The organism is Yersinia sp. J1 (assembly GCF_050586585.1).
GTDB lineage: Bacteria > Pseudomonadota > Gammaproteobacteria > Enterobacterales > Enterobacteriaceae > Yersinia > Yersinia entomophaga.
The window spans coordinates 18,735-40,821 of record NZ_JBOBDP010000007.1 but is presented as its reverse complement, the minus strand read 5'-3'; the positions used below and the strand labels follow the sequence as shown (position 1 = coordinate 40,821).

The window sequence follows — 22,087 nt, the reverse complement described above, 5'->3', positions numbered from 1 at the left end:
CATGTCAGCCAGAGACAAAAAGGGGAGGCCAAGCCTCCCACTTTTATCTATCCAGCGGACGCTAATAGAACCAAATTATAGAATAAATCGACTCAGATCTTCATCTGCTACGAGCTCATCCAGATGATTCCCAACGTATTCAGCATCAATAGTCACGGATGAACCGTTACTTTCGCTGGCATCGAAGGAAATATCTTCCATCAAACGTTCCAGAACGGTATGCAGACGGCGGGCACCGATATTTTCGGTACACTCATTAACCTGCCATGCGGCTTCTGCGATGCGACGAATACCTTCTGCAGTAAAATCGATGGTAACGCCTTCGGTTGCCATCAGTGCTTTGTATTGCTCGGTCAAGGAAGCGCTAGGCTCGGTCAGAATGCGTTCAAAATCTTCGGTGGTCAGTGCCTGTAGCTCTACGCGGATTGGCAGACGACCCTGAAGCTCAGGAATCAAATCCGACGGGCTGGCAACCTGGAAAGCGCCTGAAGCGATGAACAGAATGTGATCGGTTTTCACCATGCCGTGCTTGGTCGAAACGGTACAGCCTTCAACCAGCGGCAACAGGTCGCGCTGCACACCTTCGCGGGAGACATCCGGGCCGGAGGTTTCGCCGCGCTTACAGATTTTATCGATCTCGTCCACGAACACGATACCGTGCTGTTCAACGGCATCGATAGCCTGCTGTTTCAGCTCTTCCGGATTAACCAGTTTGGCCGCTTCTTCTTCAATCAACAGCTTGAATGCTTCTTTGATTTTGATTTTACGCGGTTTTTGTTTCTGACCAGCAATGTTCTGGAACATGGATTGCAACTGGTTGGTCATTTCTTCCATACCAGGAGGCGCCATGATTTCAACGCCCATCGGTGCGGCAGCCAGATCGATTTCGATTTCTTTATCGTCCAACTGGCCTTCACGCAGTTTTTTGCGGAATGCCTGACGGGTAGCGGAAGGCTCCTGAGATTCGTCAACCTGGCCCCAGTTGTTTTTAGCCGGTGGAATCAGCACATCCAGAATACGTTCTTCCGCCAGTTCTTCAGCGCGGTAACGGTTTTTTTCAATGGACTGATGACGGACCATTTTCACGGCGGCGTCGGTCAGATCGCGGATAATAGAGTCCACTTCTTTACCAACATAGCCAACTTCGGTGAATTTAGTGGCTTCAACTTTGATAAACGGCGCGTTCGCCAGTTTTGCAAGACGGCGGGCAATTTCGGTTTTACCGACGCCGGTTGGGCCGATCATCAGAATGTTTTTCGGGGTCACTTCATGGCGCAGCTCTTCGTTAAGCTGCATACGACGCCAGCGGTTACGCAGGGCGATCGCCACTGCGCGCTTAGCTTTGTCCTGGCCAATGATGTAGCTATCAAGCTCACTGACGATTTCGCGTGGGGTCATCTCAGACATATATTCTATCCTTACGCCTTGTAAGTTAATTCTTCAATAGTTTGGAAGCGGTTGGTATAGATACAAATATCCCCCGCAATACTCAGTGATTTCTCAACGATATCCCGAGCACCTAATTCTGTGTTTTCCAGCAGCGCGCGCGCGGCGGATTGAGCGTATGGCCCACCGGAGCCGATAGCGATCAAATCATCTTCTGGCTGCACGACGTCACCGTTACCGGTGATGATAAGCGAAGCGGTTTCATCCGCGACTGCCAGCAGCGCTTCGAGTTTGCGCAGCATGCGGTCGGTTCGCCAGTCTTTGGCTAACTCAACGGCGGCCTTGGTCAAATGACCCTGATGCATTTCCAGTTTGCGCTCAAAGAGTTCAAATAAAGTGAAAGCGTCAGCGGTGCCACCTGCAAAACCGGCAATGACCTTATTGTTATATAGGCGGCGAACTTTTTTAGCGTTCCCTTTCATCACGGTATTGCCCAGAGTGACCTGACCATCACCACCAATTACTACATGGCCATTTCGGCGTACACTTACAATTGTTGTCACGAGCGAACCCTCGTTGCAGACGGAATGAGCCCCCGCGTTGTATCGTTCAACACAACGCGAGGCATATTGAGATTATAAATGGGGGGGGATTGATACTTTTCAACCCCCAATAGAGAGGGGAATACAGCTGGATACACCTGCGCCTTTCAATCGTTGCTGCATTTTATCTGCCGCAGGGCGGGTGCTATAAGGCCCCAGAACCACGCGATTCCAACCGCCACCGGTAGTAATCCGGCTCTCAATACCTTCAAATGCCAGCTGCGCGCGCACTGATTCGGCCTGATCCATTGCTTTGAAGGAACCACACTGCAACATCCAGCGCTGGGTTTTTTCTTTTTCCTTCTCTTTTTCCGGCTTCGGTGGCGTTACCGCCGGAGTAACCGGAGCCGGATTAGACGGCAACATCCGCTGCTGCGCTGATGGCGCTGTTACCGGCGCGGTTTGGCGCGGTTGGCTAACCGGTTGCTGAATCTGTGGCTGAACATTCACTGGCGGCTTGATTGTTACCTGAGAACGAGGAACCTGAGTGGCATCGTTATAAGGCACTTCCGACAGTTGTGTCGGTTGTTGCCGCATATCGGCCTGCATTTGTTCTAATAATTGGCGCTGTTCGTTGGTTAACTGGGTTTTTGCATCGATGCCGCCGCCAGCAGAAGGTTCGGTTGGCGTCGTTACACCAATCTGACGATTTTCTAGTTCTTTGATATACCGCCAGCGTTCTTCCGGCTTAGGCGGTAATCCATTGCCCGTGCGCGGATCATGACTGGGTAACAGCGGGAGTTCACCCGGTTTGTTATGAGTAATGAAATAGAGGCCACCAACGAATACCACCAACAAGGCGCCGGCTAGCGCCACAAGGGTTTTCGATATTCTTGGAGCACTGCTTTTCTTCTTGCTGGTGCTCTTGCGCCGCGCTCCTGAGCGCCCTCGGCTTACATAATCTCTTTGTGCCACTATCGTTTCGCTGCGTTTTGATGTTGGAGTAAGTCAGTCATGTTACTTAACCCTATAATATTTGCCTAGCTTTTAGGCTTACAGGTACTGTTTCGAATGATTAATTCGCTATCTAACAGTCGAGAACCGCTTTGAACGTTATTCCCTTGTAGCTGTTCCAGTAATAGTAACATGGCTTGCTGACCAATTTGGTAGCGAGGTTGCGCTACCGTGGTCAATGGCGGATCGCAGTATTGCGACAGTTTGAGATCGTCAAAACCAACCAGTGATACATCTTCGGGAATACGAATCCCCATCTTCTTCGCTTGCCAGATAGCGCCGATCGCCATGACGTCGTTGTGGCAGAAAATCGCCGTTGGCGGTTTCGGCAGTGACATCAGTTCGGCAAAGGCTTCTGCACCGGCTTCATAGCTGAAATTGCCCCGCAAAATATAAGTTTGCTCAATGGCAATCCCATTACGGCGCAGCGCTTGTACGTAACCCTGTAAGCGATAATGGCTCAGCGGCATTGTCTCTGGCCCGGCGATGGTGGCAATGCGCGTATGACCCAACTGATGCAGATAATGTACGGCTTCAAAAGCGGCGGTTAAGTTATCGATATGAACCGTCGGCAGCTCCAGCTCTGGCGCGAATTCGTTAGCCATCACCATCGGTGGAAGGTTGCGTTGTTCTTCTTTACTGGCATCAAACGGCAGGTTGGAACCGAGTAACAGCATCCCATCAATCTGTTTGGTAATAATCAAATTGACGAAAGTGCGTTCCTGCTGGGTTTGCTGCGCGCAGTCGCCAATTAACACCAAATAGCCTTGTTGGGCGGCGGTTTGCTCAATACCCTGAACAATGTCGGCAAAAAAGGGATCGCTGATGTCCGGCACAATGACCAGAATAGTACGCGACTCGTTGCGTTTGATATTTCGGGATAAGGCATGGGGGGAATAACCCACGGCGAGGACGGCTTGCTCTACTTTTTGTCGCGTCATGGTCGAGACTTTTTCCGGATTCATTAATGCCCGAGAAACCGTCGCGGTTGAAACACCGGCCATTTCAGCAACGTCTTTCATGGTCGCCATACTGAATTCTTTCTTATGTTCCAACGCCTTTCTCCTTGCTCTGGCTCCGAGCCAGCACCAACGCTTTGAGATAGTTTGTTACCAATAGCACGGAATATTAATGTTTTATCGCACGCGAATGGGATTCCCGATCGGCGAGGTGATGTTCGTTCCAAGCCGAGTGGTCTCGGTAAAATTAATGCCTTACGTCATTCTATACAGATAGTGAGGTCAATTTGTTACCTAATTTGCATGAAAAATGTGACATAAGTAGTTTTTTTCGATATGCCTCGCAGATCACACCGTAAACGTTTGCCTTGTAACCCTACCTGTATCTATTAATTAACAAGCTAAAGACTAACTGTCTATGGGATCGACGTCTAAAGTCCACTTAACTTTCCTTGCCTGAGGCAAAGTGTTGATTAGCGGTTGGCTGCTTTTTATCAATTTTTGTAGAAACTGACGGGATGGATGCTGGAGCAGGAGTTGCCAGCGGAAACGCCCACCGCGTTTGGCCTGTAGCGCCGGTACTGGCCCCATGATCCACAGAGCATCATCTTTCATCGGACTGGCTTCCAGCAGATTGCGTAGCTGTTGCAGGAATAGCGCTGACTGTCGATTATCGTGATCTTCGCTGCGTACAATAATATGGCTGGTGTAAGGCGGCAGAAAAACGCTTTGGCGCTCTGCCAGAGCCTGTTTGGCAAAATCATCGTAGCCGCGTTGCAGCAGGGTTTGCAGCAAGGGGTGCTCCGGATGATGGGTTTGCAGGATCACTTCGCCTTTTTTGCCTGCTCGTCCGGCTCGGCCAGAAACCTGCGTATACAGTTGAGCAAAACGTTCGGCTGAGCGGAAATCGGCGGAGAACAGCGCGCCGTCCACATCAAGTAATGCCACCAGTGTGACATCGGGAAAATGGTGACCCTTAGCCAGCATTTGCGTACCGATCAGAATGCGCGCGCCACCCTGATGTACCTCGGCCAAAGCCTGTTCCAATGAGCCTTTACGGCTAGTGGTATCGCGGTCGATTCGGGTGATCGGTACATCTGGGAACAGCGGTGCCAACTCATTTTCCAACTGTTCGGTTCCTACGCCAACGGAAACCATATGGGTAGAGCCGCAGTGAGGGCACTGATGAGGCACCGGACGCTGGCTGTCACAATGGTGACACCGCAGCTGGCGCTGATTCTGATGCAAAGTGTAATAGTGATCGCAACGCTGGCATTCGGCGATCCAACCGCATTCGTGGCACAGCAACGCTGGAGCATAACCGCGGCGGTTAAGAAACAGAATTACCTGATTATCAGCTTTAAGATGATCTTTCATGCGCTGTAATAACGGCTGGGATAGGCCCACTTTGAGCGGCAGACCCTTTAAATCCAGTAAATGCTGCGCCGCCGGTTTGGCATTCCCGGCACGCTTAGTCAGGGTTAACTGACGATACTTACCCAGTTGCACGTTATGCAGGGTTTCTAGCGCGGGCGTGGCAGACCCCATCACAATGGGAATATTTTCTTCGCGAGCGCGAAACACGGCTAAATCCCGCGCATGATAGCGCCAGCCGTCCTGTTGCTTATAGGAACTGTCGTGCTCTTCATCGATAATAATGACGCCAAGGCGAGAAAACGGCGTAAACAGCGCAGAACGCGTGCCGATAACGATGGCCGCTTCGCCGTTACGCGCCCGCAGCCAAACCGATAAACGTTCGCTATCGTTCAAGCCGGAATGCAGGACTTCCACCGGTGCATTAAAGCGTTCGCGGAATCTGGCGATGGTTTGCGGCGTCAGGCCAATCTCTGGCACCAGAATCAATGCTTGACGCCCTTGCGCCAGAATATTTTCCAGTACGCTCAGGTAAACTTCGGTTTTACCTGAACCGGTGACGCCAGCCAGCAGCCAGGCGGCAAACTGAGTATCTTCGCTGCGAATCGCACCCACGGCGGTGGCCTGCTCGGTATTGAGGCGCAGCCGGTCGCCCAGCACTTCGAAATGAGTACGCCAGTCGGTGGTTGCCGGTTCCTGCGCCCGGAGGTCGATTAATCCTTTGGAGCGTAACGCCTGCAAGGCGCTTTCTGTCAGGGCGAGTTCATTAACCTGATGACGATAAACAGGTTTTTGTAGTAGCGCGGCCAGAGCCTGCTGTTGCTTAGGGGCGCGCTTCAGGCTTTCCGGCGGCGTAGCCCGGCCTTGTTCGGTTGCAAACCATTGCCAAAGCGGTGCGGATTGAGCCGGTTTCCCCTGTCGTAGCAATATTGGCAGGGCGTGAAACAGCACTTCTCCAATGGGATAGTGATAATAATCCGCAGCCCAGCGCAAAATACGCCACAGGCTTGGTGGGAATAAACTTTCCTGATCCAGAACTTCTTCAATAGGTTTGAGCTGCTCAAGAGGGAAATCGCTGGTTTCGCTAAGACCCACCACGATTCCGATAGCTTTGCGTTTGCCGAAGGTGACGCTAACGCGCCCGCCGATCGCCGGGCTGCTCATATTACTGCCTAAGCGGTAGTCGAATGAGCGTGCAAGCGGTACCGGCAATGCAACTTGAACAACGGACATGACACCATCCTGGATAAAAAAAGATTGAACAGTTTACACTGTGTGATTCACAATGTGCGGATTCGATTGCGAGGGCTGCTCAAATTCTGTATGATTCGCCGCCTTTGATATAATCCGATATCAAATCCTATTATTAACTACGTGTGGTGTCTGGCGGAACAGGGCTGGATAGCGACACGGCCTAAATTAGAGGTTTCCCATGCAAAAAGGTATCCACCCTAAATACGAATTGGTTACTGCATCTTGTTCTTGCGGTAACGTAATCAAGATCAACTCTACTGTTGGTCATGACCTGAATCTGGACGTGTGTGGTGAATGCCATCCGTTCTACACTGGCAAGCAGCGTGACGTTGCTACCGGTGGCCGTGTTGACCGCTTCAACAAGCGTTTCAGCGTGCCGGGTGCCAAGAAGTAATCTCTGCCCGTCAGACGAAAAAGGCGCTTTTAGCGCCTTTTTTCATTTCTGCTTCTCAATCATCATCAATCTGCCTAAATACTGTGTATATCGCAGGATCCAGGTCTGCCAATCAGTCATTCCATATAAATCATGTCCTGACGTAGGATAAAGCCGCCTACTGTGGACAGAAGGCGACTTCGTCGAGTCGATAGGTCGATAGATTGTCTCGATAGCATGTTACCCGCTGTTTTGGGTATTACTGCGAAATCAATATTCCCAAGTGTCGGGATCAACACCCAGCTCACGCATAATAATCTTCGCTGCTTCAGGAATTTCATCACTGCGTTCTTTACGCAGATCTTCATCATTCGGCAACGGCTGCCCGGTAAAGGCATGCAGAAATGCTTCGCACAGTAATTCACTGTTGGTCGCATGGCGCAGGTTATTCACCTGGCGTCGGGTCCGCTCATCGGTGAGGATTTTTAATACCTTCAGAGGAATGGATACCGTAATTTTTTTGACTTGTTCGCTCTTCTTGCCGTGTTCAGCGTAAGGGCTGACATACTCGCCGTTCCACTCAGCCATGGGACACCTTAAATTTGTCGGAAAAATACAAAATTCTGAAAACCGGCCAATTATGCCCGATCTTCCGTGTTCTCACTAAATAAATGTCGGTTTTACTCGACCAGAGTCACTGAAAGGACGCAATTTGCCCGTGATTAATAGACTCAACCTGTTGCTTAATACCCTGATTGTTGCACGGGGCATAGCTGAAATCAGCGTGACATCATAATGATACTTAAAGCCGCTATAATTTTAGCGGGTATTATTCCATTGCTCAATCTATACGCAAAGAAGTTTAGATGTCCAGATGTATTGACGTCCATTCTTTGTGCGTCTAATCTGACGTAACATTTTTAGCGTCCCGGCAGGCAGAAACCAATATGACACGTAAACAGGCAACAATAGCAGTCCGTAGCGGGTTGAATGATGACGAGCAATATGGCTGTGTTGTTCCGCCGATTCACCTCTCCAGTACCTATAACTTTATCGATTTTAATCAGCCCAGAACGCACGATTATTCCCGACGCGGCAACCCGACGCGCGACGTGGTACAACGTGCTCTGGCTGAGCTGGAAGGCGGTGCGGGAGCGGTAATGACCAGCTCCGGTATGTCTGCGATTCATTTGGTTTGCACTACGCTATTGCAGCCGGGTGATTTACTGGTTGCGCCCCATGACTGCTACGGCGGTAGCTATCGTCTGTTTGATAGTCTGAGTAAGCGCGGTGCCTATCGGGTGCTGTTTGTCGATCAAGGGGATGAAGCGGCGTTAAAACGTGCGCTGGCGGAAAAACCCAAGCTGGTACTGATTGAGACCCCAAGCAACCCATTATTGCGGGTGGTAGATATTGCAGCCATCTGCCAGGCGGCGCAGGCCGTGGGCGCGCTGACCGTGGTGGATAATACCTTCCTCAGCCCGGTATTGCAGCAACCGCTGGCGCTGGGTGCCGATTTGGTGATCCATTCCTGCACCAAATATCTCAACGGTCACTCGGACGTGGTTGCCGGCGCGGTGATTGCCAAAGACCCAGCGCTGGCGGTAGAGCTGGCGTGGTGGGCGAATAATATTGGCGTGACCGGCGCGGCTTTCGACAGCTATTTGTTATTACGTGGCCTGCGAACGCTTTCACCGCGAATGGCTCAACAGCAGCGCAACGCGGATGACATTGTTGGTTATTTACAACAGCAGCCTTTAGTAAAAAAGCTGTATCATCCTTCTCTGCCACAACATCCCGGCCACGAAATTGCCTGTCGCCAACAGTCTGGCTTCGGTGCGATGCTCAGTTTTGAACTGGATGGAGATGAACAGGTGCTGCGCCGCTTCCTTTCTGCTTTGGAATTATTCACATTGGCAGAGTCATTAGGCGGCGTGGAAAGCCTGATTTCCCATGCTGCTACCATGACTCACGCGGGTATGGCGGCGGAAGCAAGGACTGCTGCGGGTATCACCGACAGCTTGTTACGCATTTCCGTGGGTATTGAAGACAGCGAAGATTTGATTGCCGATCTGGAAAATGCCTTCCGGTTGGCGGTAACGAGGTAAGCATGAATGCAATAGCGATAGCAGGGGCGGTCACTGGGCGTCAACTGCATAAATTTGGTGGTAGCAGCCTTGCTGACGTGAAGTGTTACCTGCGAGTGGCCGAAATTATGGCCAACTACAGTAAACCGGGTGATTTAATGGTGGTATCTGCCGCAGGCAGTACGACCAACCAATTGATAAACTGGCTAAAACTAAGCCAAAGCGATCGTTTGTCTGCGCATCAGGTGCAGCAAGCGCTGCGCCGCTATCAGCAGGATTTGATTAATGGATTATTGCCACCGGAGGCCGCCGAGCCGTTGATTGCAGCCTTTATTCAGGATCTGGAGCGTCTGGCTGGATTATTGGATAACCGCGTTGACGATGCTATTTATGCCGAAGTGGTTGGCCATGGAGAAATCTGGTCAGCGCGCCTGATGGCGGCGGTACTGCAAAAGCAGGATATGGATGCCACCTGGCTGGATGCGCGCAGCTTCCTGCGGGCAGAGCGGGCAGCACAGCCACAGATCGACGAAGGGCGATCTTATCCGCTGCTGCAACAGCTATTGGCGCAACATCCTCATCAACGTTTAGTGGTCACCGGTTTTATCTCGCGTAACGATGCAGGTGAAACCGTACTGCTTGGTCGTAATGGCAGTGACTATTCGGCAACTCAGGTTGGGGCATTGGCCGCCGCCGAGCGGGTAACCATCTGGAGTGACGTCGCTGGCGTATATAGCGCCGATCCGCGCAAAGTTAAAGATGCCTGTTTGTTGCCGTTGCTGCGTTTGGATGAAGCTAGCGAGCTGGCGCGTCTGGCTGCGCCGGTATTGCATACGCGTACTTTGCAGCCGGTTTCTGGCAGTGATATCGATTTGCAGCTGCGCTGTAGCTACCAGCCGGAGCAAGGCTCTACTCGCATCGAACGCGTGCTGGCATCAGGCACCGGTGCAAAAATAGTGACCAGTCATGATGATGTCTGCCTGATTGAATTGCAGATAGCCCGTCACCACGATTTCTCGCTGGCGCAAAAAGAGATAGACCTGCTGCTGAAACGCTCACAAATCAAACCGTTAGCGACGGGGATTCATCCCGATCGTAACCTATTGCAGCTTTGCTATACCTCTGAAGTCGTCAATAGCGCCCTGCGGGTGTTGGAAGATGCCACGCTGCCGGGGAAATTATCGCTACGGGAAGGCTTGGCACTGGTGGCATTAGTAGGCGCAGGCGTTTGCAAGAATCCGTTGCACAGCCATCGTTTCTATCAACAGCTTAAAGATCAGCCGGTTGAGTTTATCTGGCAGGCCGAAGACGGTATCAGCATCGTTGCGGTACTGCGTCTGGGGCCGACCCAACATTTGATTCAAGGCCTACACCAGACTCTGTTCCGGGCGGAAAAACGTATCGGGCTGATGCTGTTCGGCAAAGGTAATATTGGTGCTCGCTGGCTGGAGCTCTTTGCCCGCGAACAAAAAAACATTTCGGCTCGCAGCGGATTCGAATTTGTACTGGCAGGTGTGGTTGATAGCCGCCGCAGCTTGCTGAGTTACGACGGGCTGGACGCCAGCCGCACCTTGGCTTTCTACGATGATGAAGCCAAAGAGCAGGATGAAGAATCACTTTTCCTGTGGATGCGTGCGCATCCATTCGATGATTTGGTGGTATTGGATGTCACGGCCAGTCAGTCGCTGGCGGAGCAATATCTGGACTTTGCCAGCTATGGTTTCCACGTGATTAGCGCCAATAAGCTGGCGGGCGCATCCAGCAGCAATACTTATCGACAGATTCGCGATGCTTTCGCCAAAACGGGTCGCCATTGGTTGTACAACGCCACCGTGGGTGCCGGTTTGCCGGTCAACCATACGGTGCGGGATCTGCGCGACAGCGGTGACAGCATTCTGGCAATTAGCGGCATTTTCTCCGGTACTTTATCCTGGTTGTTCCTACAGTTTGACGGCACAGTACCTTTCACCGAGCTGGTGGATCAGGCGTGGCAGCAAGGATTAACCGAACCCGATCCGCGCGTCGATCTTTCCGGACAGGATGTCATGCGCAAACTGGTGATTCTGGCTCGCGAAGCGGGTTACGACATCGAACCTAATCAAGTGCGGGTCGAGTCCCTGGTGCCTGCGGGTACTGAGACAGGTTCTGTCGATCAATTCTTCGAAAATGGCGAAGCGTTAAATCAGCAAATGATTCAGCGTCTGGAGGCGGCCAACGAAATGGGGCTGGTATTACGTTACGTCGCGCGTTTTGATGCCAATGGTAAAGCGCGGGTTGGCGTGGAAGCCGTTCGTCCTGAACATCCGCTGGCCTCGTTATTGCCATGCGATAATGTGTTTGCCATTGAAAGTCGTTGGTATCGTGATAACCCATTAGTGATTCGCGGGCCGGGAGCGGGGCGAGACGTAACCGCCGGCGCTATCCAGTCCGATTTGAACCGTTTGTCTCAGCTGTTGTAATCGTACTTCTGGCAGGTCGCTATTCAGAGTTTCTATCTGGCTAGCGGCCTGTTATTCATATCAATATTCTGTTATTTCCCCTGTCTACCGCGGCTCATTTCGAGCATGTTTGCCCGTTTTTATACACATGAATTTCCTGCGTGTACTGAGTGAAGATTAATCATCGGGCTAAACTAATATAAGCGTTGACTCCAGCGATAAGATCGGTCATTTTCTATCTAGACGTCTAAACGTATGGACGCTTAGAATGGTAAATGCGGAGAAACTAAACCGCGATATCGATAACGATGGGTGACGAGGTAGACAGGGTATGAGTTTTTTTCACGCAAACCAGCGGGAAGCGCTGAATCAGAGTCTGGCAGAGTTGCAGGGTCAGATTAACGTCTCTTTCGAGTTTTTCCCGCCGCGTACCAGCGAGATGGAAGACACCCTGTGGAGCTCGATTGACCGTTTAAGCACACTGAAACCTAAGTTTGTTTCAGTGACTTACGGGGCTAACTCCGGTGAGCGCGACCGTACTCACAGCATTATTAAAGACATTAAAGAGCGTACCGGTCTGGATGCTGCACCGCATTTGACCTGCATTGACGCCTCGGCGGGTGAGCTGCGTGAGATTGCGCAGGATTACTGGCGCAATGGCATTCGTCATATTGTGGCGTTACGCGGTGATTTGCCGGAGGGCAGCGGTAAGCCGGAAATGTATGCAACCGATCTGGTTGCTTTGCTGAAAGACGTCGGCGATTTTGATATTTCCGTGGCGGCTTATCCGGAAGTACATCCTGAGGCTAAGAGCGCTCAGGCGGATTTGATTAATCTTAAGCGTAAGATTGATGCCGGTGCTAACCGTGCCATTACTCAGTTTTTCTTCGACGTAGAAAGTTACCTGCGTTTTCGCGATCGCTGTGTGGCGACGGGAATTGACGTAGAAATCGTGCCGGGAATTTTGCCGGTATCCAACTTTAAGCAGCTACAGCGCTTTGCCACCATGACCAACGTGCGCGTTCCTCATTGGATGACCAGCGTATTTGAAGGGCTGGATAACGACCCTGAGACGCGCAAAATGCTGGGCGCTTCTATCGCTATGGATATGGTGAAAATTCTGAGCCGCGAAGGAGTAAAGGATTTCCATTTCTATACCCTGAATCGGGCAGAAATGAGCTACGCCATTTGCCATACTTTGGGTGTTAGGCCTTAACTTATTGTCGACATTATAGATTTCAATATGCAAAAGGGGCTAATTAGCCCCTTTGTCGTCCTTACAATAACGATTTTGCGATTTCATCATTTGGGGGATTGCTCCCCCATCAGAAACTAGCCGGTATTACGCATACCTGCGGCGACGCCAGCAATAGTCACCATCAACGCCTGTTCAACGCGGGCATCCGGATGTTCCTGCTGACGGGAACGGTGCAGTAATTCCGCCTGAAGCACGTTCAATGGATCGGTATAAACGTTGCGTAACGCGATAGATTCGGCAATCCACGGTAGATCGGCCATCAAATGATCGTCATTGGCGATGGTTAACACCACTTTAATATCGGCGGCGAGCTGATCGCGCAATTGCTTACCTAACGGCCAGAGCTTTTTGTCGACCAAACGCTGATCGTAATATTCAGCCAGCCACAGATCGGCTTTAGCGAAGACCATTTCCAGCATGCCGATGCGAGTGGAGAAGAATGGCCAATCGCGGCACATGGTTGCCAGCTCATCCTGTTTTCCTGCATCAATGGCTTTTTGCAAACCGGCCCCGGCACCCAGCCAAGCGGGCAGCATCAGGCGGTTTTGCGTCCAGGCGAAAATCCACGGAATAGCGCGCAGACTTTCCACACCACCGTTCGGGCGGCGTTTCGCCGGGCGAGAACCCAACGGCAATTTGCCCAATTCCAGTTCCGGCGTTGCCGCACGGAAATAAGGCACAAAGTCAGGATTTTCACGAATATAGCCGCGATACATATCACAGGATGCCTCAGACAGTAGATCCATGACTTCGACCCACTCTTTCTTCGGTTCCGGCGGTGGCAATAGATTGGCTTCCAGAATCGCCCCGGCGTACAGCGCCAGACTGCTGATAGTGACTTCAGGTAAACCGAATTTAAAGCGAATCATTTCGCCTTGCTCGGTGACGCGCAGGCCACCTTTCAGGCTACCCGGAGGCTGGGAGAGCAGCGCCGCATGAGCAGGTGCGCCACCGCGACCGATAGAACCGCCGCGACCGTGGAACAGCGTCAAAGCGACACCGGCTTTCTCACAGGTTTTAATTAAGGCATCCTGAGCACGATACTGCGCCCACGAAGCGGCCATGACACCCGCGTCTTTGGCTGAATCGGAATAACCGATCATAACCATCTGTTTGCCCTGAATCAGGCCGCGATACCAGTCAATGCTTAGCAACTGTTTCATCACGTCATCGGCGTTATTCAGATCGTCGAGAGTTTCAAACAGCGGCGCAACGGGCAGAGTGAATGGACAACCGGCTTCTTTGAGCAGTAAATGCACGGCCAGTACGTCAGAAGGGACTTTCGCCATGGAAATCACGTAAGCGGCGATGGAGCCTTCCGGCGCTTCGGCGATAACCCGGCAGGTTTCCAGCACTTCCTGAGTCTCGGCGCTGGGCTCCCACTTTAATGGTACCAGCGGGCGCTTGGAGTTAAGTTCGCGAATCAGGAACGCTTGTTTATCTGATTCTGACCAGCTTTCATAATCACCCAGACCCAAATAGCGAGTCAGTTCGGCAATAGCATCGGTGTGACGGGTACTTTCTTGACGAACGTCGATACGCACCAGCGGCACGCCGAAGCAGCGCACGCGGCGCAGCGTATCCAGCAACTGGCCGTTGGCGATAATTTCCATCCCACAGGCTTTTAGCGATTGATAGCTGGCATACAACGGTTCCCACAGTTGTTCATTGCTGATCAACAGATCTTCCGGAGGTAATACGCGATCGCCTTTCAGGCGGCCTTCCAGATAAGTTTGGGTGTTGATTAGCTGGGTACGAATTCGTTTCATCAATTCGCGATAAGGTTCCAGCACCTCTTTGCCACCGGCCAGTTTGCGTAGTTCCGGTGTACATTCCGACATCGACAGTTCGGAAACCAGCACCTGAATATCGCGCAAGAACAGATCGGTCGCTTTCCAGCGGCTGAGTAGCAGAACGTGGCGGGTGACTTCGGCGGTAACGTTCGGGTTGCCGTCGCGGTCGCCGCCCATCCACGAGGTAAAGCGAATCGGCACCGCTTCTACCGGCAGTCGGTAATCGAGAGAATTTTCCAACTGCTCATTGAATTCACGCAGGAAAGCCGGAACCCCTTCCCACAGACTGTTTTCAACAACGGCAAAACCCCATTTGGCCTCGTCGATAGGTGACGGCCGCAGTTTGCGAATTTCGTCGGTATGCCAAGATTGTGCAACTAACTGCCGCAAACGACGCATGATCTTGTTGCGTTCGTAATCGGCTAAATCATTGTGATCCAACTGGCTCAGGCAAGTATTCACTTCAACCAGTTTATGAATCAGAGTACGGCGGGTAATTTCGGTTGGATGTGCAGTAAGAACTAGTTCGATGGACAGTTCATCCACCGCTTTGCACATATCCTTATTGCTTAGATTCTTATCTTTCAGACGATTAAACAGCTGGGCCAAGGCTTCTGGATTACTTGCCGCTTCACCATGCGGCGAAATGCTGTGGTATTGCTCAGCGGTGTTCGTCAGATTAAGAAACTGGCTAAACGCACGAGCGACGGGCAATAACTCGTCGTTAGAAAGGTTTTGCAGCGTCGAAAGCAGCTCCTGACGGTGCGCTTCATTACCGGCTCGCGAAGATTTAGATAACTTACGAATGGTTTCTACCCGGTCAAGGATGTGCTCGCCCAGCGCTTCCTTAATTGTGTCTCCGAGTAGTGTGCCGAGCATACTGACGTTACTTCGCATTGCGGAATATTGTTCGTTCATATGACCCCTGACCCATATATACCCTGCGTATTTGAGGTTACAGACATGTTGGTTACGCTCGCTCATGTGAATGGCTGACCAGAGTAAGCTCATCGGATGCGTTTGTTGGCCGCTTGCCTATAACCCTCATAATTAGAGGTATAACCTTTTATGGTTTCTTTTTGTAAATTAATTTCACCCAAGAGGCTGAGACTGATTACGAATCTCGCCGCGTTCAATTCCAATAACCCAATTGACACTATTTTTAGCAAAAAAACATCAAAATTGGGGGTATTTCTGAAATTTAATTACTGGTCGCAGGTTATCAGTCTGGCTAATCATCGATATTGATCGAAATGGGCTATCTGTGGATGGGTAGCGATCTCCCATCCACTTTTTTATCTGATAACACGTGCTTACCCGATAACACATGCGTTCGGGTAGCTTGCTTACTGCTGGCAGAAGTGATCGACCAACTGGGAAATCAGCTCGCGGGTCGGTTCAATAAAAGCGGTGTCTATATATTCATCTGGCTGATGTGCCTGATTAATCGAGCCAGGGCCAAGCACCAGTGTAGGGCATACCTGCTGAATAAACGGTGCTTCGGTGCAGTAATTCACCACCTCGGTACGGCTGCCCAGCAGTTTCTCAATCACCGCCACCATAGCGTGATCGGTTGGGCATTCGTAACCCGGAATCGGCGGGTGTAGCTCGTCGATGGTCAAGCGACCCGGCCAGCGTTGGCTCACCGGTGCCAGCGCTTCATTCATCAATTCGCTTAAATCGCTCAACGTCAGCCCCGGTAGCGGGCGAATATCCATATGTAATTCACAGCAGGCACAAATACGGTTTGCCGCGTCACCGCCGGAGATGTGGCCAAAGTTCATGGTGGGATAGGGAATATTGAAGGCCGGATTGTTGTAACGCTCCTGCAATGTGTTGCGTAGCGCCATCAAATGGGTGATGGATTCATGCATCAGATCTATGGCGTTGACGCCGCGCGCCGGATCGCTGGAGTGACCGGACTGACCCACGATGCGAATAGCGCTAGAAATATGGCCTTTATGGGCACGCACCGGTTTCAGCGAGGTTGGCTCGCCGATAATGGCAAAATCGGGGCGTAGTTGGGTGGAAGCCGCAAAATAACGCGCTCCGGCCATAGTCGTTTCTTCATCCGCGGTAGCCAGAATATACAGCGGTTTGGTCAGTTTACTGGCGTCGATATCGCGCACCGCATCCAGAATAAAGGCAAAGAAGCCTTTCATATCCGCAGTACCTAAACCGTACAGCTTGTTGTCATGTTCGCTCAAAGTGAACGGATCGCGCGTCCAGCGGCCTTCATCGTAAGGTACTGTATCGGTATGACCCGCCAGCAGCAGCCCGCCGCTGCCTTCACCAATGCTGGCCAGCAGGTTGAATTTGTTGCGGGATTCCGGCACTGGTTGGATTTCCACGCGAAAACCTAGTTCGCTAAACCATTCGGCCAACAAGTTGATTAACGCTTCATTACTTTGATCCAGAGCGCTATCGGTTGCGCTAATAGAGGGCGTTGCGATTAACGCCCGGTACAGCTCAATAAATGGAGGTAATTTCATCTTCACTGTTGACAGCCTTTGGTTAGGGTAGTATCAATATTCATGCAGTTATTGTGAATAACTATTTGAATGAAAATACAGCAAGCATGAGCGTAAGGGAACCAGAAACGCCCTTGAATTTACGAAAATGTCAATGCTCAATCGCGTAGGGAAACAGTAAAAACTTGCTGATAAACCCTGCAACTCGTTTTGCGTACTTATGTACAGTTAGTCAGAAGGTGAACTGAATCCATGTTGAATACGCTGATTGTTGGTGCCAGCGGTTATGCCGGAGCTGAACTTACGGCTTACCTGAATCGTCACCCACATATGAACATAACCGGTTTAACGGTTTCAGCGCAAAGTGCAGATGCAGGAAAATTGCTTTCCGATCTGCACCCGCAGTTAAAAGGCATCATCGATTTACCGCTGCAACCCTTGGTTGATGTGGCTCAAGCTGCGAAAAACGTGGATGTGGTGTTTCTGGCAACCGCTCATGAAGTTAGCCACGATTTGGCTCCGCAATTTCTAGCGGCGGGCTGCGTAGTATTCGATTTGTCCGGTGCGTATCGCGTACAGGACCCTGATTTTTATACCACTTATTACGGTTTTGAACATCAGCATGCCGAATGGCTGGAGCAGGCAGTTTACGGCCTGGCGGAATGGCAGGCGGATAAAATTAAACAAGCTCAGTTGATTGCCGTGCCGGGTTGTTATCCCACGGCATCCCAGTTGGCGTTAAAGCCTCTGGTAGAAAACGGTTTGCTAAATCAGGAACAGTGGCCAGTGATTAATGCAGTAAGCGGCGTGAGCGGCGCGGGGCGTAAAGCCAGCGTCGGCAACAGCTTCTGCGAAGTCAGTTTGCAGCCTTACGGCTTGTTTACTCATCGTCATCAGCCTGAAATTGTGGCTCATTTGGGTACGCCGGTCATTTTCACTCCGCATCTGGGGAATTTTGCCCGCGGCATTCTGGCTACCATTACCTGTCGCCTAAACGCTGGCGTCACCGCACAGGATATCGCCGAGGCCTATCACAACGCCTATCAGGATAAACCTCTGGTGCGTTTGTATCAGCAGGGCGTTCCCGCACTGAAAGCCGTGGTTGGGTTACCGTTTTGCGATATCGGCTTTTCGGTTCAGGGCGAACATCTGATTGTGGTCGCGACGGAAGATAACTTACTGAAAGGCGCGGCAGCTCAGGCTGTTCAGTGCATGAATATACGCTTTGGTTTCCCGGAAACTCAGGCTTTGCTTTAATCAGGGACGGTAGCGAAATTCTCCCGCAACGTATTCTCGCTCACCCCTATATTTTCAAGACGCAATTGAGGCGCAGACCATGATGAATCCGTTAGTCATTAAATTAGGTGGGGTGTTATTGGACAGCGAAGAGGCGTTGGAGCGCCTGTTTAATGCCTTGGTGATCTACCGCGAAAAGCATCAGCGTCCGCTGGTCATTATGCATGGCGGCGGCTGTCTGGTAGACGACTTGATGAAAAAACTGGCTCTGCCTGTCGTGAAGAAAAATGGCCTGCGGGTGACGCCGGCCGACCAGATCGACATCATCACCGGTGCACTGGCGGGGACTGCCAATAAAACCCTGTTAGCCTGGGCGGTGAAACATCATATCGCCGCCGTTGGCCTGTGTTTGGGCGATGGTAATACGGTCACAGTAACGCCGCTAGATGCGGAGTTGGGTCACGTTGGAGGTGCTCAACCGGGTTCACCGACGTTAGTACAAACCCTACTGGCTGCTAACTACATGCCGATCATTAGTTCTATCGGCATTACCGCCTCTGGCGAGCTAATGAATGTGAATGCGGATCAGGCGGCAACCGCGCTGGCGGCAACCTTAGGCGCGGATTTAATCCTGTTGTCTGATGTTAGCGGCATTCTGGATGGCAAAGGGCAACGCATTGCCGAAATGACGGCGCAAAAAGCAGAGCAACTGATTGCTCAGGGCATTATTACTGATGGTATGGTGGTGAAAGTGAACGCGGCGTTGGATGCAGCCCGTTCACTGGGGCGTCCGGTGGATATTGCCAGCTGGCGTCATGCTGACCAGCTTCCTGCTCTGTTTAACGGGGTACCGATAGGTACACGTATTCTGGCCTGAGCCTCGTCGCTCCGGTGATTACAGATTCTTCTTCTATTGTTTTATCTGAATTGAGATTCAAGGAAATGAAAATGCAAACTAAAGGCATCAGCAAAATTGTTCTGGCTTATTCCGGCGGCTTAGATACTTCGGCAATCATTCCATGGCTGAAAGAAAACTATGATAACTGCGAAGTGATCGCCTTCGTTGCGGATATCGGGCAGGAACGTGCCGATCTGGAAGGGATTGAACAAAAAGCGCTGCGAACGGGTGCCTCAGCCTGCTATGTGGCTGACCTGCGTGAAGAATTTATCAAAGATTACGTGTATCCAGTGCTGCAAACGGGCGCTCTGTACGAAGGTACTTACCTGCTGGGCACTTCAATGGCGCGTCCGTTAATTGCTAAAGCGCAGGTTGAGCTAGCGTTGAAACTGGGTGCTGATGCGGTAGCCCACGGTGCGACCGGTAAAGGTAACGATCAGGTGCGTTTCGAAAGCACCTATACCGCGCTGGCGCCACAACTGAAAGTGGTTGCGCCTTGGCGTGAGTGGGATCTGCGTTCCCGTGAAGCGCTGCTGGATTACCTGAAAGAGCGTGATATTCCGACTACGGCATCCTTGGAAAAAATCTATAGCCGTGACGAGAATGCGTGGCATATCTCTACTGAAGGCGGCGTGTTGGAAAGCCCGGCTAATGCTTCAAACAAAGATTGCTGGGTTTGGACCGTAGCGCCAGAAGACGCGCCGGACGAACCTGAGCTGGTCACCGTTGCCGTTGAAAAAGGCAAAGTGGTTGCGGTTAATGGCAAAGCGATGAGCCCGTTCCAATGTCTGGATGCATTGAATACGCTGGGCGCTAAACACGGTATTGGCCGTATCGATATCGTGGAAAACCGTCTGGTTGGCATTAAATCCCGTGGCTGTTACGAAACGCCGGGGGGCACCATCATGATGGCTGCGCTGCGTGGCGTTGAGCAACTGGTGCTGGATCGCGATAGCTTTAAATGGCGTGAGCAGTTAGGTCTGGAAATGTCCTACGTGGTTTACGATGGCCGTTGGTTCGCCCCGTTGCGTCAATCCTTGCAGGCTGCGGCCGAAGTATTGGCGCAGGAAGTTAACGGTGAAGTGGTTCTAAAACTGTATAAAGGTCAGGTGACTGCAATTCAGAAAACGTCTTCTAACAGCCTGTATTCCGAAGAGTTTGCTACTTTCGGTGAAGATGAAGTTTACGATCACAGCCACGCCGGCGGCTTTATCCGTCTGTTCTCGCTGTCTTCCCGTATTCGTGCGCTGAACGCGAAGAAGTAATGCGGTGACCTTTGCGAGTGCAGCTCTGCTTGCGCTCGCATCTCACTGTTTTAGCATCGTTTATCAGGATTATCGGTTTATCAGTTTAAGGAAATCAAGTTATGGCATTGTGGGGCGGACGGTTCAGTCAGGCAGCAGATCAGCGGTTTAAGCAATTTAACGATTCTCTGCGGTTTGATTACCGATTGGCAGAACAGGATATTTTCGGCTCTGTTGCCTGGTCAAAAGCGCTGGTTACCGTAGGCGTGTTGAGCGCCGAAGAGCAATTACAACTCGAACAGGCGTTGACCGTATTATTGGAAGAGGTTCAGGCCGATCCACAAGCCATTCTGACCAGCGATGCGGAAGATATTCATAGCTGGGTAGAAACCAAACTGATTGCCAAAGTCGGCGATTTAGGTAAAAAGCTGCATACCGGACGTAGCCGTAACGATCAGGTCGCTACCGATTTAAAACTATGGTGCAAATTCCAAGTGACGGAGCTGCAATCGGCGGTACGCCAGCTGCAACAGGCGTTGGTTATCACTGCGGAAGCCAATCAGGACGCGGTCATGCCGGGTTATACCCATCTGCAACGCGCTCAGCCGGTGACCTTTGCTCACTGGTGTTTGGCTTATAGCGAAATGCTGGCTCGTGATGAAAGTCGGTTGCAAGACACTTTAAAGCGTTTGGACGTGAGCCCATTGGGCTGTGGAGCGCTGGCGGGAACAGCTTACGCCATCGATCGCGAACAGCTGGCCGATTGGCTGGGTTTTGCTTCTGCGACCCGCAACAGTCTGGATAGTGTTTCCGATCGCGACCATGTGCTGGAATTACTGTCAAATGCCAGCATTGGTATGGTTCATCTCTCTCGTTTTGCCGAAGATTTGATTTTCTTCAACAGTGGCGAAGCGGCCTTTGTCGATTTATCTGACCGCGTCACTTCAGGTTCTTCCCTGATGCCGCAGAAGAAAAACCCGGATGCGTTGGAACTGATTCGGGGTAAATGTGGCCGTGTACAAGGCGCATTGACCGGGATGATGATGACATTGAAAGGCCTGCCTTTGGCTTACAACAAAGATATGCAGGAAGATAAAGAAGGGCTGTTTGACGCATTGGATACCTGGCTGGATTGCCTGCATATGGCGGCGCTGGTATTGGATGGTATTCAGGTGAAACGTCCGCGTTGCAAAGAAGCTGCCGAGCAGGGTTATGCGAATGCGACCGAATTGGCGGATTATCTGGTAGCGAAAGGCGTGCCTTTCCGTGAAGCGCATCATATTGTCGGCGAAGCGGTGGTTGAAGCCATTCGTCAGGGTAAAGCACTGGAAGCGTTGCCGTTGCAGGATTTGCGAAAATTCAGCGCCATTATTAGCGACGACGTGTACCCAATACTGGCTTTACAATCCTGTCTGGATAAACGTGTGGCCAAGGGCGGCGTATCGCCACGGCAGGTGGCATCAGCCATTGCTGAAGCTAAAGAGCGTTTGTTTTAATTAATTCCTTACGCATTGCGGATGGCACGCTTACCATCCGCTTTATTGCCAAATATTCCCTTCCCTGTGAATATGTTAGCTATAGGCTAACTGTCAGTCGTAATTAAACATCCCTTTAATTAATATATTGGGTTCATCTGCGATAATTAACCATTCATTCCTTTAGCATTAGGGCGAGTATTCACATTTACTGTCATTCATTGGCGCTATTTCTTTATTTCTTCCTGTAGGAAGTTGAGTTTATTTCATTAAGTGATTATGATA

At 51.2% G+C, this 22,087-nt stretch carries 16 protein-coding genes; 8 read left to right on the top strand and 8 right to left on the bottom strand.

Annotated features, from left to right (window positions below):
• Positions 1-75: 75 nt before the first annotated feature.
• From hslU to priA, 5 genes are all read right to left on the bottom strand, one after another.
• Entirely contained in the window at positions 76-1,407 is a 1,332-nt protein-coding gene (hslU, locus tag ACQ4OC_RS11935) for an HslU--HslV peptidase ATPase subunit (protein WP_430971191.1), read from the bottom strand.
• 11 nt (positions 1,408-1,418) lie between these two features.
• Positions 1,419-1,949: an ATP-dependent protease subunit HslV gene (gene hslV, locus ACQ4OC_RS11930; protein ID WP_004719528.1), complete on the bottom strand. Its 531-nt coding sequence runs from the start codon at positions 1,947-1,949 to the stop codon at positions 1,419-1,421.
• Between the two features lie 99 nt (positions 1,950-2,048).
• Positions 2,049-2,903, bottom strand: coding sequence for a cell division protein FtsN (gene ftsN, locus ACQ4OC_RS11925; RefSeq protein WP_064514541.1), 855 nt, complete (start codon positions 2,901-2,903; stop codon positions 2,049-2,051).
• Positions 2,904-2,968: 65 nt separating this feature from the next.
• Positions 2,969-3,997: a DNA-binding transcriptional regulator CytR gene (gene cytR, locus ACQ4OC_RS11920; protein ID WP_064514539.1), complete on the bottom strand. Its 1,029-nt coding sequence runs from the start codon at positions 3,995-3,997 to the stop codon at positions 2,969-2,971.
• A 312-nt stretch (positions 3,998-4,309) separates the two neighbouring features.
• Positions 4,310-6,508, bottom strand: a complete 2,199-nt coding sequence (gene priA / locus ACQ4OC_RS11915; protein ID WP_064514536.1) for a primosomal protein N' — start codon at positions 6,506-6,508, stop codon at positions 4,310-4,312.
• Between the two features lie 199 nt (positions 6,509-6,707).
• Between priA and rpmE the strand changes: the two genes are divergently transcribed.
• Complete coding sequence (gene rpmE / locus ACQ4OC_RS11910) at positions 6,708-6,923, top strand: 50S ribosomal protein L31 (protein ID WP_049601591.1); 216 nt, start codon at positions 6,708-6,710, stop codon at positions 6,921-6,923.
• 249 nt (positions 6,924-7,172) lie between these two features.
• On the opposite strand, the gene metJ is transcribed toward rpmE, so the two are convergent.
• Positions 7,173-7,490: a met regulon transcriptional regulator MetJ gene (gene metJ / locus ACQ4OC_RS11905; RefSeq protein WP_049601594.1), complete on the bottom strand. Its 318-nt coding sequence runs from the start codon at positions 7,488-7,490 to the stop codon at positions 7,173-7,175.
• A gap of 359 nt (positions 7,491-7,849) precedes the next feature.
• Between metJ and metB the strand changes: the two genes are divergently transcribed.
• The 3 genes from metB (at position 7,850) to metF (ending at position 12,643) form a co-directional block, all read left to right on the top strand.
• Positions 7,850-9,010 carry a cystathionine gamma-synthase gene (gene metB / locus ACQ4OC_RS11900; RefSeq protein WP_064514534.1) on the top strand — a complete coding sequence of 387 codons (1,161 nt, stop codon included), beginning with the start codon at positions 7,850-7,852 and terminating at the stop codon, positions 9,008-9,010.
• Positions 9,011-9,012: 2 nt separating this feature from the next.
• Positions 9,013-11,448 carry a bifunctional aspartate kinase/homoserine dehydrogenase II gene (locus tag ACQ4OC_RS11895; RefSeq protein ID WP_064514532.1) on the top strand — a complete coding sequence of 812 codons (2,436 nt, stop codon included), beginning with the start codon at positions 9,013-9,015 and terminating at the stop codon, positions 11,446-11,448.
• A 310-nt stretch (positions 11,449-11,758) separates the two neighbouring features.
• A complete protein-coding gene (metF, locus tag ACQ4OC_RS11890; RefSeq protein WP_049601603.1) occupies positions 11,759-12,643 on the top strand; it encodes a methylenetetrahydrofolate reductase in 885 nt (294 codons plus the stop codon).
• A 116-nt stretch (positions 12,644-12,759) separates the two neighbouring features.
• On the opposite strand, the gene ppc is transcribed toward metF, so the two are convergent.
• Positions 12,760-15,396 (bottom strand): phosphoenolpyruvate carboxylase, encoded by a 2,637-nt coding sequence (ppc, locus tag ACQ4OC_RS11885; protein WP_064514531.1) that lies wholly within the window; start codon positions 15,394-15,396, stop codon positions 12,760-12,762.
• A gap of 428 nt (positions 15,397-15,824) precedes the next feature.
• Positions 15,825-16,970 (bottom strand): acetylornithine deacetylase, encoded by a 1,146-nt coding sequence (argE, locus tag ACQ4OC_RS11880; RefSeq protein WP_064514529.1) that lies wholly within the window; start codon positions 16,968-16,970, stop codon positions 15,825-15,827.
• Positions 16,971-17,201: 231 nt separating this feature from the next.
• Here argE and argC point away from each other — a divergent pair, with 231 nt between their 5' ends.
• From argC to argH, 4 genes are all read left to right on the top strand, one after another.
• The gene (gene argC, locus ACQ4OC_RS11875; RefSeq protein ID WP_064514527.1) at positions 17,202-18,206 is read left to right on the top strand and encodes an N-acetyl-gamma-glutamyl-phosphate reductase; all 1,005 of its coding nucleotides are present in this window, start codon (positions 17,202-17,204) and stop codon (positions 18,204-18,206) included.
• 79 nt (positions 18,207-18,285) lie between these two features.
• Complete coding sequence (gene argB / locus ACQ4OC_RS11870; RefSeq protein WP_179207947.1) at positions 18,286-19,062, top strand: acetylglutamate kinase; 777 nt, start codon at positions 18,286-18,288, stop codon at positions 19,060-19,062.
• Between the two features lie 71 nt (positions 19,063-19,133).
• Positions 19,134-20,348, top strand: coding sequence for an argininosuccinate synthase (locus tag ACQ4OC_RS11865; RefSeq protein ID WP_049601613.1), 1,215 nt, complete (start codon positions 19,134-19,136; stop codon positions 20,346-20,348).
• Positions 20,349-20,449: 101 nt separating this feature from the next.
• Positions 20,450-21,823 carry an argininosuccinate lyase gene (argH, locus tag ACQ4OC_RS11860; protein WP_430971190.1) on the top strand — a complete coding sequence of 458 codons (1,374 nt, stop codon included), beginning with the start codon at positions 20,450-20,452 and terminating at the stop codon, positions 21,821-21,823.
• Positions 21,824-22,087 lie beyond the last annotated feature (264 nt).

Coding starts and splice junctions, on each gene's coding strand:
- ppc (WP_064514531.1), bottom strand. CDS start 15,396: ATGAACGAACAATATTCCGCAATGCGAAGTAACGTCAGTATGCTCGGC.
- metF (WP_049601603.1), top strand. CDS start 11,759: ATGAGTTTTTTTCACGCAAACCAGCGGGAAGCGCTGAATCAGAGTCTG.
- argH (WP_430971190.1), top strand. CDS start 20,450: ATGGCATTGTGGGGCGGACGGTTCAGTCAGGCAGCAGATCAGCGGTTT.
- ACQ4OC_RS11865 (WP_049601613.1), top strand. CDS start 19,134: ATGCAAACTAAAGGCATCAGCAAAATTGTTCTGGCTTATTCCGGCGGC.
- ACQ4OC_RS11895 (WP_064514532.1), top strand. CDS start 9,013: ATGAATGCAATAGCGATAGCAGGGGCGGTCACTGGGCGTCAACTGCAT.
- priA (WP_064514536.1), bottom strand. CDS start 6,508: ATGTCCGTTGTTCAAGTTGCATTGCCGGTACCGCTTGCACGCTCATTC.
- argC (WP_064514527.1), top strand. CDS start 17,202: ATGTTGAATACGCTGATTGTTGGTGCCAGCGGTTATGCCGGAGCTGAA.
- metJ (WP_049601594.1), bottom strand. CDS start 7,490: ATGGCTGAGTGGAACGGCGAGTATGTCAGCCCTTACGCTGAACACGGC.
- rpmE (WP_049601591.1), top strand. CDS start 6,708: ATGCAAAAAGGTATCCACCCTAAATACGAATTGGTTACTGCATCTTGT.
- hslU (WP_430971191.1), bottom strand. CDS start 1,407: ATGTCTGAGATGACCCCACGCGAAATCGTCAGTGAGCTTGATAGCTAC.
- argB (WP_179207947.1), top strand. CDS start 18,286: ATGATGAATCCGTTAGTCATTAAATTAGGTGGGGTGTTATTGGACAGC.
- metB (WP_064514534.1), top strand. CDS start 7,850: ATGACACGTAAACAGGCAACAATAGCAGTCCGTAGCGGGTTGAATGAT.
- argE (WP_064514529.1), bottom strand. CDS start 16,970: ATGAAATTACCTCCATTTATTGAGCTGTACCGGGCGTTAATCGCAACG.